General features: G+C 69.2%; 13 protein-coding genes. 6 read left to right on the top strand and 7 right to left on the bottom strand.

Annotation, left to right across the window (positions count from 1 at the left end):
• Positions 1-399: 399 nt before the first annotated feature.
• Together ACIQCY_RS14415 and ACIQCY_RS14410 are read left to right on the top strand one after the other, a co-directional pair.
• On the top strand, positions 400-1,071 hold the full coding sequence (locus tag ACIQCY_RS14415; protein WP_400484584.1) for a TetR/AcrR family transcriptional regulator: 672 nt from the start codon (positions 400-402) through the stop codon (positions 1,069-1,071).
• Positions 1,068-2,765: an MDR family MFS transporter gene (locus tag ACIQCY_RS14410; protein WP_400484583.1), complete on the top strand. Its 1,698-nt coding sequence runs from the start codon at positions 1,068-1,070 to the stop codon at positions 2,763-2,765. The genes ACIQCY_RS14415 and ACIQCY_RS14410 overlap by 4 nt, the downstream gene beginning before the upstream one ends.
• Before the next feature lie 12 nt (positions 2,766-2,777).
• On the opposite strand, the gene ACIQCY_RS14405 is transcribed toward ACIQCY_RS14410, so the two are convergent.
• Both ACIQCY_RS14405 and ACIQCY_RS14400 read right to left on the bottom strand, forming a co-directional pair.
• On the bottom strand, positions 2,778-3,248 hold the full coding sequence (locus tag ACIQCY_RS14405; protein ID WP_400484582.1) for an NUDIX hydrolase: 471 nt from the start codon (positions 3,246-3,248) through the stop codon (positions 2,778-2,780).
• Positions 3,249-3,253: 5 nt separating this feature from the next.
• The gene (locus ACIQCY_RS14400) at positions 3,254-3,760 is read right to left on the bottom strand and encodes a prepilin peptidase (protein WP_400484581.1); all 507 of its coding nucleotides are present in this window, start codon (positions 3,758-3,760) and stop codon (positions 3,254-3,256) included.
• Positions 3,761-3,817: 57 nt separating this feature from the next.
• Between ACIQCY_RS14400 and ACIQCY_RS14395 the strand changes: the two genes are divergently transcribed.
• On the top strand, positions 3,818-4,585 hold the full coding sequence (locus ACIQCY_RS14395) for a hypothetical protein (protein WP_400484580.1): 768 nt from the start codon (positions 3,818-3,820) through the stop codon (positions 4,583-4,585).
• 73 nt (positions 4,586-4,658) lie between these two features.
• Here the strand turns inward: ACIQCY_RS14395 and ACIQCY_RS14390 are convergent, their stop codons facing one another.
• Both ACIQCY_RS14390 and ACIQCY_RS14385 read right to left on the bottom strand, forming a co-directional pair.
• Positions 4,659-5,930 (bottom strand): PhoH family protein, encoded by a 1,272-nt coding sequence (locus ACIQCY_RS14390; RefSeq protein ID WP_400484589.1) that lies wholly within the window; start codon positions 5,928-5,930, stop codon positions 4,659-4,661.
• A 353-nt stretch (positions 5,931-6,283) separates the two neighbouring features.
• Entirely contained in the window at positions 6,284-7,051 is a 768-nt protein-coding gene (locus tag ACIQCY_RS14385; protein WP_400484579.1) for an isoprenyl transferase, read from the bottom strand.
• A 303-nt stretch (positions 7,052-7,354) separates the two neighbouring features.
• Here ACIQCY_RS14385 and ACIQCY_RS14380 point away from each other — a divergent pair, with 303 nt between their 5' ends.
• The gene (locus ACIQCY_RS14380) at positions 7,355-7,996 is read left to right on the top strand and encodes a hemolysin III family protein (protein ID WP_400484588.1); all 642 of its coding nucleotides are present in this window, start codon (positions 7,355-7,357) and stop codon (positions 7,994-7,996) included.
• A gap of 39 nt (positions 7,997-8,035) precedes the next feature.
• On the opposite strand, the gene ACIQCY_RS14375 is transcribed toward ACIQCY_RS14380, so the two are convergent.
• Positions 8,036-8,368, bottom strand: a complete 333-nt coding sequence (locus ACIQCY_RS14375; protein ID WP_400484578.1) for a hypothetical protein — start codon at positions 8,366-8,368, stop codon at positions 8,036-8,038.
• Between the two features lie 82 nt (positions 8,369-8,450).
• Positions 8,451-9,374: a mycothiol conjugate amidase Mca gene (gene mca, locus ACIQCY_RS14370; RefSeq protein ID WP_400484577.1), complete on the bottom strand. Its 924-nt coding sequence runs from the start codon at positions 9,372-9,374 to the stop codon at positions 8,451-8,453.
• Between the two features lie 73 nt (positions 9,375-9,447).
• On the opposite strand from mca, the gene ACIQCY_RS14365 reads away from it, so the two are divergent.
• A complete protein-coding gene (locus ACIQCY_RS14365; RefSeq protein ID WP_400484576.1) occupies positions 9,448-9,882 on the top strand; it encodes a DUF4307 domain-containing protein in 435 nt (144 codons plus the stop codon).
• A gap of 207 nt (positions 9,883-10,089) precedes the next feature.
• Entirely contained in the window at positions 10,090-10,581 is a 492-nt protein-coding gene (greA, locus tag ACIQCY_RS14360; RefSeq protein WP_400484575.1) for a transcription elongation factor GreA, read from the top strand.
• Positions 10,582-10,603: 22 nt separating this feature from the next.
• Here greA and ACIQCY_RS14355 read toward each other — a convergent pair whose 3' ends face one another.
• The gene (locus tag ACIQCY_RS14355; RefSeq protein WP_400484574.1) at positions 10,604-11,197 is read right to left on the bottom strand and encodes a rhomboid family intramembrane serine protease; all 594 of its coding nucleotides are present in this window, start codon (positions 11,195-11,197) and stop codon (positions 10,604-10,606) included.
• Between the last annotated feature and the right edge of the window lie 2 nt (positions 11,198-11,199).

Raw genomic sequence — 11,199 nt, 5'->3', positions numbered from 1 at the left:
CCGGCTTCCGTCGCGAGGTTCAGTGACGTCTCACCCGCGATGAACCGCTCCACCAAGGCGAGCTTGACCTCGAACGAATACACCTGTTTCGGCTTGGTCACCAGCGCTCCTCGACCACGAATTTTCCACCGCTCATACAAACGACCCACCGGCTTACGATGTACACCCAGTGAACTGGCTGTCGCCATATCCGCGATGCCCTTCTCGAACAACGCTATAGCGGCCTCGCGCTGCTCCACCGACAACGAACTACGTGCATGCATAAAACTGCTCCCCGGGAGTCGAAACTGAATTTCTCAGTCCAACTTCCGGGGAGCAGTTCAGTCCAGGTGCGCCCCTTTTCGTCGCCCTACTCCCCCGTTTTTGCACCCTAGCCTCCCGAGTGCAATTATGTACTCCGTGGATGATAGTGCAACAAATGAGGACATCGGTCTGCGGGAGCGCAAGCGCCGCCAGACCAGGACCTCCCTCGTCTCGGTGGCCCGGCGGCTGACGCTGGAGCACGGACTCACCGGTTTCACGGTGGAACAGCTGTGCGAGGAGGTCGGCATCTCCCGCCGGACGTTCTTCAACTACTTCCCCTCCAAGGAGGACGCGATCCTCGGCTACTCCGAAGACGGGCTCTCCGAGGACCTTCTGACGGACTTCATCGACTCCGGCAGGAGCACCCCGCCGCTTCCACTCCTCGACGCCCTCACCACCCTGTTCGTCGAGTTCGGCAGCAGGATGGGCATCTCGCGCGAGGAGTACGAGACCATGTACGCCATCTTCCACCAGGAGCCGCAGCTCATGGCCCGGATGTTCGCCCGGGCGGAGTCGAAGTCGCAGCTCCTGACCGGGCTCATCGCCACCCGGGAAGGCCTGGGCGCAGACCACCCGACCGCCCGGGCGGCCACCTTCGTGTTCGGGGAGATCGCCCGCAGGTCCCTGGACGAGTTCTTCGCCGAGGGCAACGACCTGACCTACGCACAGGTCTTCCGCCGCACGGTCGACGCCCTGCGCTACCTCTTCACCTCCCCTGCTCCCCGGGTATCCCCCGACAGCCCCTCCGAGAACCAGGAACCAGCATGAGTACAACGACGGCGCCGGACGGCCCGCTCCTCCTGACGCAGAAGCGCATCTGGATCATCTTCTCGGCCCTCATCGCCGGGATGCTGCTCTCCAGCCTCGACCAGACCATCGTCTCCACCGCCATGCCCACCATCGTGGGCCAGCTCGGCGGCGTCGAGCACCAGACCTGGATCACGACGGCGTACCTCCTGGCCACCACGATCGTGATGCCCATCTACGGCAAGTTCGGCGACGTCCTCGGACGCCGCAACCTGTTCCTCTTCGCCATCGCGCTCTTCACCATCGCGTCCATCGGCTGCGCCTTCGCCACCGACTTCTGGGCCTTCGTGATCTTCCGGGCCATCCAGGGACTCGGTGGTGGCGGGCTGATGATCCTGTCCCAGGCGATCATCGCCGACATCGTGCCCGCCAACGAGCGCGGCAAGTACATGGGCCCCCTCGGCGGCATCTTCGGCCTCAGCGCCGTCGCCGGGCCGCTCCTCGGCGGCTACTTCGTGGACCACCTGACCTGGAACTGGGCGTTCTACATCAACATCCCGGTCGGTGTCGCCGCCTTCGCGATCGCCTGGTTCACGCTGCGCCTGCCGTCGAAGAAGGCGACCAGGCGCATCGACATCCCGGGCGTCGTCCTGCTGTCCGTCGCCACGACCTGCCTCATCTTCTTCACGGACTTCGGTGGCGACGCAGCGGAGGGCTGGACCTCGCCGCTCACATGGACCTTCGGCGCCGGCATGGTCCTCTCGGTGATCGCCTTCATCCTGGTCGAGCGCCGCGCGGAGGACCCGATCATCCCGCTGGAACTCTTCCGCAACCGTACGTTCGTCAACAGCACCGGAATCGGCCTGACGCTGGGCCTCGGGATGTTCGCCGCGCTGGCCTTCATGCCCACCTTCCTGCAGATGGCCTCGGGCACCTCGGCGGCCGTCTCCGGCCTGCTCCTGGTCCCGATGATCGTGGGCCTCATGGGCACCTCCATCTACTCGGGCATCGCGATCTCGCGCTCCGGCCGGTACCGCAAGTACCCGATCATCGGTGTCTCGCTGACGCTCGCGACGCTCCTCTGGATGTCCACCCTCACGGCAGCCACGCCCATCTGGGTCATCTGCACCATGCTGTTCTTCTTCGGCGCAGGCCTCGGACTCATCATGCAGGTGATCGTCCTGGTGGTGCAGAACTCGGTGGCCCCGACCATGATCGGCGTCGCCACGAGCACCAACAACTACTTCCGCGAGGTCGGGGCGGCACTCGGCGTGGCCGTCTTCGGGGCGATCTTCACGAGCCGCCTCACCGAGCGGCTGAACGGGACGTTCGCGTCCTTCGGCGCGAGCCCCGAGGACGCAGGACAGGCGACCTCGACCCTGGATCCGGCCGCCCTGAACGCCCTGCCGGACCAGGTGCGGGACGCCGTCGTGAGCGACTACGCCGAATCGCTGGCGCCCGTATTCCTCTACCTCGTACCGTTCCTCGGAATCGCCCTGGTCCTCGCGCTCCTGCTGCGGGAGATCCCCCTGTCCGAGACCTCGGGCATGGTGGCGCGCGGCGAGGCCATCGGCGGCGAGGAAGCCATCCGCCTGGAGCGCGAGCGTGCCGCCGGGACCAGCGGCGCCGGTGCGTCCGGTGTCCCGGCGCCCGCACCCCTGGAGGGGCAGCCCGCAGGCTCGCCGGCCGAGGGGTCCCAGCGCCCCGGCTCCTGACGCTCCGGCGGGTCAGGAGACGAAGCGGGTGACGCCGTCGAACGAACGGGCCGCGTGCACGAGGGCGAGGTGGCGCGGATTGAGCGCCGGCAGTCCGTCCGGCGGGAACCAGCGGACGTCGAGCGACTCGTCGTCGTTGACCCGCGCCGTCCCGCTGACCCACCTGCACCGGAAGTCGAGGGTCAGAAAGGTGCAGACGTCCCCGTTCGGGAAGGTGATGGGCCCGACGACCCCGGTGTCGAGCAGGGCTTCGACCTCGACGACCACACCGGTCTCCTCCTCGACCTCCCGCCGGAGCGCCACGGCCGGTTCCTCCCCGGGGTCGACCATGCCGGTGATGATGGTCCACCTGCCGTTGTCCGCACGCTGCCCGAGGAGCACGTGTCCGTCGTCGTTGAACACCACGCCGCCCACGCCCGGCAGCCACAGCGGGTCATGGCCGATCTTCCGGCGCAGGGCGACGACGAATTCGGGAGTAGGCACGCTTTTCAGCGTAGTCCAGCGAGCGCGAGTGCTGTTCCCGCGATGAGGAACGGACCGAACGCCACCGAGGAGCGGAGCGTCGCCCTGCGCGCGGTGATGAGCGCGAGGCTCCAGAGCCCACCGAGGACGACGGCGAGGAAGGGCCCCCACACCAGGTGAGCACCACCCGCGAAACCCAGGTAGAGCCCCAACAGCCCGGCCAGCTTGACGTCGCCGAAGCCGAGTCCCCGCCGGTGCAGCAGGTGCAGCAGCGCGAAGCCGATCCACAGGGCGGCCCCGCCCCCGAGCATCCCGAGGACGCGGTGCCATTCGCCGGCCGTCGCGGCGGCTGCTCCGAGCAGGAGGACCGCCGCCGGATACGACGGCAGGACGATCCGGTCGGGGAGGCGGTGCGTGCGCCAGTCGATCACGGCAAGCCAGGCGCCCACCACCGAGAAGGCGGCGAGCGCTCCGGCGAGGAGGCCGAAGGCGGCGGGCTCCTCCCCCAGGTATCCAGCGAGCACGGCGGTCACGGTCCCACGCTACGCGAGGGCCCGGAGCACGCACCGCAGGACGGCTACACTGTGCAGATGTCTGCCCTGAGCAGTTCCAGCTCCGCATCCCCCTCCGCGGAAACCTTCCGCTCGCTGTGCCGTTCCTCCCCCTGGCGCTGGGAGACCCTGCGCTTCACCATCACCTGGCGTGCGCCCTCGGACCAGGGACTCGATACCCCGCCGCCCCTGAAGGCCTGGCTCCGCAGGCCCGCGGCGCTGCGCGTGGAGGCCGCTGACGGGACGCTGCTCCATTCGACGACCGGCAACGAGCGCTCCCGCGACGCACTGTACGTGAGCGCCACCCGGAAATCCTGGCTCCTGGCGCCACGCCTCGTGACACCCGTGTACGACCACGCCGGCCTGGTACGGCGGCGTCCGGAGGCCGACTACGGCGAGGCAGCCTTCGGCGATCCGCGCTGGTCCTCGATGCTCGACCCCGTGGAACTGGCGGGCAACGCGCCCGTGTCGATGGGCTTTCCCGGTGCCAACCGCGTGGAGGTGGACGACCTCGCGGAGGAGACGTTCGCGGGCAGGCCCGCCCTCGCGGCGACCGTCACGCCCAACGCCTCCTACCAGCCGTCAGCGCCGGGCCGTCCGCTGGTGGGCGGGGGCCGCACCCGCGTGGTTCTCGACGTCGGAACGGCCGTGTGCGTCTCGACGGCGGCCCTCGACGGGCCGCTCCGCGGAGCCGGTCATGACCTGCAGATCCTCGGCGTGGACGAGTACCTGACGGACGACTACTTCCGCGCGGCACCGCCGGAGCTGACCGACGTCCCCAGGCACGTTCCCTGGGTGGTCGGCTAGCTGCACCCGTCCCGGGATCGCCTGCCGGCCGGCGGGCCGGAGACCCGGCGGCCAGGCCTCCAGCCGCAGCCGGCTAGATCTCCGCCCCCTCGAGCAGCTCGGTCACGAGGGCAGCGATCGGCGAGCGTTCCGAGCGCGTCAGCGTGACATGCCCGAAGAGCGGATGTCCCTTGAGGATCTCGACGACGGCCGCGATGCCGTCGTGCCGTCCCACGCGCAGGTTGTCGCGCTGCGCGACGTCGTGGGTCAGGACGATCTTCGAGTTCTGCCCGATGCGGCTCATCACGGTGAGGAGCACGTTCTTCTCGAGGGACTGCGCCTCGTCCACGATCACGAAGGAGTCGTGCAGGCTTCGTCCGCGGATGTGGGTGAGCGGCAGCACCTCCAGCATCCCGCGGTCCATGACCTCCTCGACGACCTCCTGGGAGACGAGCGCGCCGAGGGTGTCGAAGACGGCCTGCGCCCAGGGATTCATCTTCTCGTTCTCGCTGCCGGGCAGGTAGCCGAGTTCCTGGCCGCCCACGGCGTAGAGGGGACGGAAGACCACGACCTTGCGGTGCTCGCGGCGTTCGAGGACCGCCTCGAGGCCTGCGCACAGCGCGAGGGCGGACTTGCCCGTGCCGGCGCGTCCGCCGAGGGAGACGATCCCGACCTCGGGGTCCAGGAGGAGATCGATGGCGAGGCGCTGCTCCGCGGAGCGGCCGTGCAGTCCGAAGACGTCGCGATCGCCGCGCACCAGCCGGACCTGCTTGTCCGCGCCGACCCGTCCGAGCGCCGAGCCCCGCGGCGAGAGCATGATGACACCCGTGTTGACCGGCTGCTCGGCGGCGGCCGGCGTGAAGACCGCCTCGTGGTCGTACAGCGCGTTGACCTCCTCCACGGTCGCGTCGAGTTCCGCCACCCCGGTCCAGCCCGAATCCCTGACGAACTCGTTGCGGTACTCGTCGGCCTGCAGTCCCATGGCGGAGGCCTTGACGCGCATCGGCAGGTCCTTGGACACCACCGTGACGTTCCGCCCCTCCGCGGCGAGGTTCTTGGCGACCGCGAGGATGCGGGAGTCGTTGTCGCCGCTCCTGAACCCGACGGGCAGCACCTCCGGCGACACGTGGTTCAGTTCGACGCGCAGCGTTCCGCCCTCTTCCCCGAGGGCGACGTCCGAGTCGAGGCCGCCGTTCTCCACCCGCAGGTCGTCCAGCAGCCGAAGGGCCTTCCGCGCGAAGTAGCCGAGCTCCGGATCGTGGCGCTTGCCCTCGAGCTCGGTGATGACGACGACGGGCAGGATCACTTCGTGTTCCGCGAACCGCAGGACGGCGCGGGGGTCGGACAACAGCACGGAGGTGTCGATGACGTAGCTGCGGCGGTGGGCCGACGCTGCGTCGCGCTCCTCAGCCGACGCGGCACCAGCTGCGTCGGGGGTACCGGTGGTGGCGTCCTGCTGCGAGGTGTTCGTTGTAGCCACGTGGACTCCGCTCCGGGGTGAGCACACCCCGAATTCGTAGGGTTGGGGTTGCTCGCTCCGGCCTGGAGGCCGGGCACGGCCTCCCCGACTCGTACGAGATGCCTGTCAGCACCGTCGGCGTCATCAGCGGCCTTCCGTCGACGGTTTTCTGGACTCCCGTCGATGGCTCGACACTACGCCGTCGCGGGGATCCGGCACAGGCCTCTTCCCCGTGTTGATTGTTAAGGGCTGGTGAACTCTCAGGAACCGAAGCGGCGCTGCCGCCGGCCGAAGTCCCGCAGGGCGCGGAGGAAGTCGACGCGCCGGAAATCGGGCCAGAGCGCCTCACAGAAGTAGAACTCGCTGTAGGCGCTCTGCCACATGAGGAAACCGGACAGCCGCTGCTCCCCGGAGGTCCGGATGACGAGGTCGGGGTCCTGCTGCCCGCGGGTGTAGAGGAACGAGGAGATGTGCTGGTCGGTCATCTCCTCGGCCAGCGTCTCGAGGGACATGCCCTTCGCGGCCGCATCGCGCATGAGCTCCTTGACGGCGTCGACGATCTCGCGCCGACCGCCGTAGCCCACGGCGACGTTGACGTGGATGCCGTCGATCTTCTCCGTGGACGCCGCCAGGCTGACGAGCTTGGCGCTCAGGTCGTCCGGCAGGAGGTCGAGGGCTCCGACGGGCTGGACCCGCACGCGGTTGCTCTCGCCCAGCCGGTCCAGGGTGTTGGCGATGATGTCGAGCAGCTGGTCGATCTCCTCCTGGGGCCGCCCCATGTTGTCCGTGGACAGCATGTAGAGCGTCACGACGTCGACGCCGAGTTCCTCGCACCAGCCGAGGAACTCGTGGATCTTGTCCGCGCCGGCCTGGTGCCCGTGGCTCGTGGGTGCTCCCGCGAGCTTCGCCCACCGCCGGTTGCCGTCCACCATGACGCCGATGTGGTGGGGGATGCGCTCGGGGGCCAGGTTCCGCTGCAGCCTGCGCTCGTAGAAGCTGTAGCCGACTTCCGGGAACTTCCACGTCACGCCGGGCTGCCCTCCCCTGATCCATGCTCCGGCTCGGCCGGAGGAATTCTCGACTCGGGACGCCTGCGCCCCGGATACCTTTCCTACCGTACCGGCAGTTGCCTTACAACGGCCTGCATCGACCCGGGCCGCCGGCCCCTCCCCACGTGCTACCAGCCGGTAACAACGAGGGGCTTGAGCTAGAATTCCCGCATGACCCCGCGCCATCCGGCCCCCGTTCCAGGCCCCTCGGATCCCGCCGGACACCACGACACGGCACTCGAGGACGCGGTCTCGTCAGTGGCGGGGCCGCTCGCCGACGCGATGGCCACGAAGCCCCTCTGGCGCGGCTGGATCCACGCCGTCGCCACTCCCCTGGCGGTCGCGGCGGGCGTCGTCCTCGTGGTCCTCGCGCCGACGACGGGCCTCCGGGTCGCCTCTGCCATCTATGCGCTGACGGGTGTCCTGCTGTTCGGCGTGAGCGCGGTGTATCACCGGGGGAACTGGAGTCCGGGCGTGAGGGTCGTCCTCAAACGGCTCGACCACACCAACATCATGCTCGTGATCGCCGGGTCCTACACGCCGCTCGCCTGGGCGCTGCTCGAGCGGGGCCAGGCACAGACCCTGCTCTGGATCATCTGGGGCGGCGCCCTCGCGGGCGTCCTGTTCCGGAACCTGTGGGTCGACGCGCCGCGCTGGCTCTACGTACCGGTCTACGTGGCGCTGGGGCTCGGCTCGGTGTTCTACATGCCCGATTTCTTCGCCGCCAACGTACCTGCCGCGGTGCTGATCTGCGTGGGTGGCGCCCTCTACATCGCGGGAGCGGTGTTCTACGGAATCAAGCGGCCCAACTTCTCGCTGCGTGTGTTCGGCTTCCACGAGCTCTTCCACGCCTTCACGGTGGCTGCCTTCGCAGCGCACTTCATCGCGATCACGCTGGCCGTCCTGGACCCGGTCGGGGGCTGATCCGCCTGCCCGACGGCGGCTGCCACGGCCGTCACGCCGTCAGCGGTTGTCCGGTCCGTGCTTCCCGCCGGGCATGCCGCGGCCAGCGTCGTCCGGGCCCCGGGCGGGGCGCTGCAGGTCCGTCGCGTCCGGGTCCGAGCCCGTCGCAGCACCCTCCCGCTGGGCGCGGGCCTGCTCCACCTCGGCGGTGTAGCGGACGCGCCGGATGCGCTTGACCATGTCCCGGATCAGGAAGATCACCAGCACGACGACGAACAGCGTCGCGAGGAAGCCCAGCGTCCCGGGGGTGACGGACGAGGGATCGAGGCCCGGTTTCAGCGTCGGATCCCCCGACGGGGTCGTCGCTGCAGCCAGGCTGAGGTCAAGGAACACGCATGCACCACTTTCGAAGCTCGCAGCGGATCAGGGTTGCCCGCCGCCTGTAATTCTACGCGGGATAGAAATCCCCGCGGACCTAGGCGTCGGGTGTCACGCCGGCGAAGAAGTCGTCCTCCGGGAGCTGCGTGCCGACCCGCGACGTGATGAGCGAGTAGTCCTCCCACGGCCAGACCCTCTGCTGCATCTCCACGGAGACGGCGAAGAAGAACCCCTCGGGGTCCACCTGGGTCCGGTGCGCGAGCAGCGCCCGCTCACGGTTCCCGAAGAAGTCGCCGCAGTCGATCTGCGTGGTGGTCGGGTGGACGGGGACGGGGGGCTGGTGGCCCTCCGCGTCCGCCTCCAGCCACTGCGCCAGCCGCTCGGCGTACGGCGACTGGAGGCCCGCCTCCTCGAGGGCGAAGTGCAGCGCACGGAAACGCTCCGGATTGAAGGCGCGGTCGTAGTAGAGCTTGGACACGTTCCAGGGCTCGCCCGTCCCCGGGTAGCGTCCCGGATCTCCCGCGGCCTCGAACGCCTCCACGGCGATGCGGTGCGCCATGATGTGGTCGGGGTGCGGGTAGCCGCCGTTCTCGTCATAGCTGATGATCACGTGCGGACGGAACTCGCGCACGAGCTTCACGAGGGGCGCGGCCGCGTGCTCGAGGGGCTGGAGCGCGAAGCAGCCGAAGGGCAGGTCCGGGAGCGGGTCGCCCTCGGGCAGGCCGGAGTCCGTGAAGCCGAGCCACCGCTGCTGCACGCCGAGCTCGGCGACGGCGCGGGCCATCTCGATCCGGCGCAGGCCGGGGAGGTCGCGCTTGCCGTGGGGGTCGTCGTCCATCGCCGCGTTGAGGATGTCGCCCCGTTCGCCTCCGGTGCAGGTCGCGACCATGACCTCGGCTCCCGCCGCGACGTAGGACGCCATCGTGGCGGCACCCTTGCTCGACTCGTCGTCCGGGTGGGCGTGGACCGCGAGGAGGCGGAAGCCCTCACGCGACACGCGGGGATGATCCTGGCTTGGCAACTCGTGCTCCTGGCTCTTCGGGGAAGGGAGCGGCCGCACATGGGCCGCCCGGGGCGGACGGTAAAATGGGAGCGTGAGCTCCGCCTATACGCCAACACCAAGAGTAGCCAATCGCTACGGCACCCCAAAGCCGAAGAAACCGATGGGCCGCGTGCGGATGCTGGTCATGGCGGTGGTCCTGGCCGCCGTGGCAGCCGTTGCCGCCGTCGCGCTGACCACGGGCAGCCCCGATGTGTCCTCCAAGGACGTCGGGTTCTCCCTCGCCTCGGAGGGGCGTGCGAGCGTGGACTTCGAGGTGACGAAGGACCGCTCCGCCACCGCGCAGTGTGCCGTGCAGGTGCTCAGCGAGAACTACGCTGTGGTCGGCTGGAAGGTCGTGACCATCGGGCCGAACAGCGCGGAGGAAGGCGCCAACGACGGCGGCACGACGGCGCACCGCACCGATGTCCGCACGGATTCGCCCGCCGTCTCCGGCGGGGTCAACGCCTGCTGGATCGTCGAGGACTGAGCTCGGCCCCCGGGACCTTCTTGGGATCTGGCCCTCCCCCCTCTAGAATGGAGGGATACGTATCGCCCCGCTTCACCGGCGTACCGGCCTACCGGTCCCACGAGGCGGGGTGTTTGCTTGCCGGTGGTGATGGCTCCGCCATCACCCGGTCGAGTGACCAAGTGCCTCCACCGGACCGGATGGGGGCCGTACCTAAGGAGTTATCCCGTGTCCACTAACAGCGCCTCCGTCGCCTGGCTCACGCAGGAGTCCTACAACCGGCTCAAGAGCGAGCTGGAGCACCTGTCCGGTCCCGGCCGGACCGAGATCGTCGCCCGGATCGAGCAGGCCCGCTCCGAGGGCGACCTCAAGGAGAACGGCGGCTACCACGCGGCCAAGGAAGAGCAGGGCAAGGCAGAGGCGCGGATCCGCCAGCTCACCCACCTGCTCAACAACGCGCACGTCGGCGAGGCTCCGGCGGACAACGGCGTCGTCGAGCCGGGCATGATGGTGTCCGCGAAGATCGCGGGCGACGTCGAGAACTTCCTGCTGGGCAGCCGCGAGGTGGCCGGTGACACCGATGTCGACGTCTACAGCGAGAAGTCCCCGCTCGGCGCCGCCATCCAGGGCAAGAAGGCCGGCGACACCGTCACCTACGCCGCTCCCAACGGCAAGCAGATCACCGTCGAGATCATCTCGGCCACTCCCTACGCCGGCTGACGACTCCGCAGTCCCGCGCCGGTCAGGCGGTGAAGAGGTCCGTCCCCCCGGGGGCGGGCCTCTTCCGTCTGAGCAGGAACGCGGCGAGGATTCCGCCGAGCGCCCCGAAGAGGTGCGCCTGCCAGGAGATGTTCGAGCCGAACCTCGGCAGGATCCCCCACAGGAGGGAGCCGTACGCGGCGAACAGGACGACGGCGAGCAGGATCTGCTTCCAGTCGCGGTTGTAGAAGCCGCGGGTGACCAGGTACGTGAAGAGGCCGAACACCACGCCCGAAGCACCGATGGTCAGCCCTCCGCCGAACAGCCATGCGCCGATGCCGGAGGCCAGCCAGCTGGTACCGACGGCGACGGCGAAGCGCCGGGCACCCTCGAGGAAGGCGAGGAAGCCGAGGACCAGCAGGGGCAGGGTGTTGCCGACCAGGTGCTGGATGCCCCCGTGGAGGAGCGGTGAGAAGAGCACGCCGTCGAGGCCGTCGACCTGCCGCGGGGCGATGGCCAGGGTCCTCACCAGGAGGTTGCCGAGCGCCGCGTCCAGCACGAACACGGCCCACATCACGGCCACGAAGCCGACGACGGTGACGAGCCCTGCCTGCGCCCGGCGCGCGAGGAGTCCCATTC

The sequence above is a fragment of the Arthrobacter sp. NPDC092385 genome, from assembly GCF_044755105.1.
Taxonomy (GTDB): domain Bacteria; phylum Actinomycetota; class Actinomycetes; order Actinomycetales; family Micrococcaceae; genus Arthrobacter_D.
Note: the sequence above shows the minus strand (reverse complement) of the source record. Positions and strands in the feature narration are given on the sequence as shown.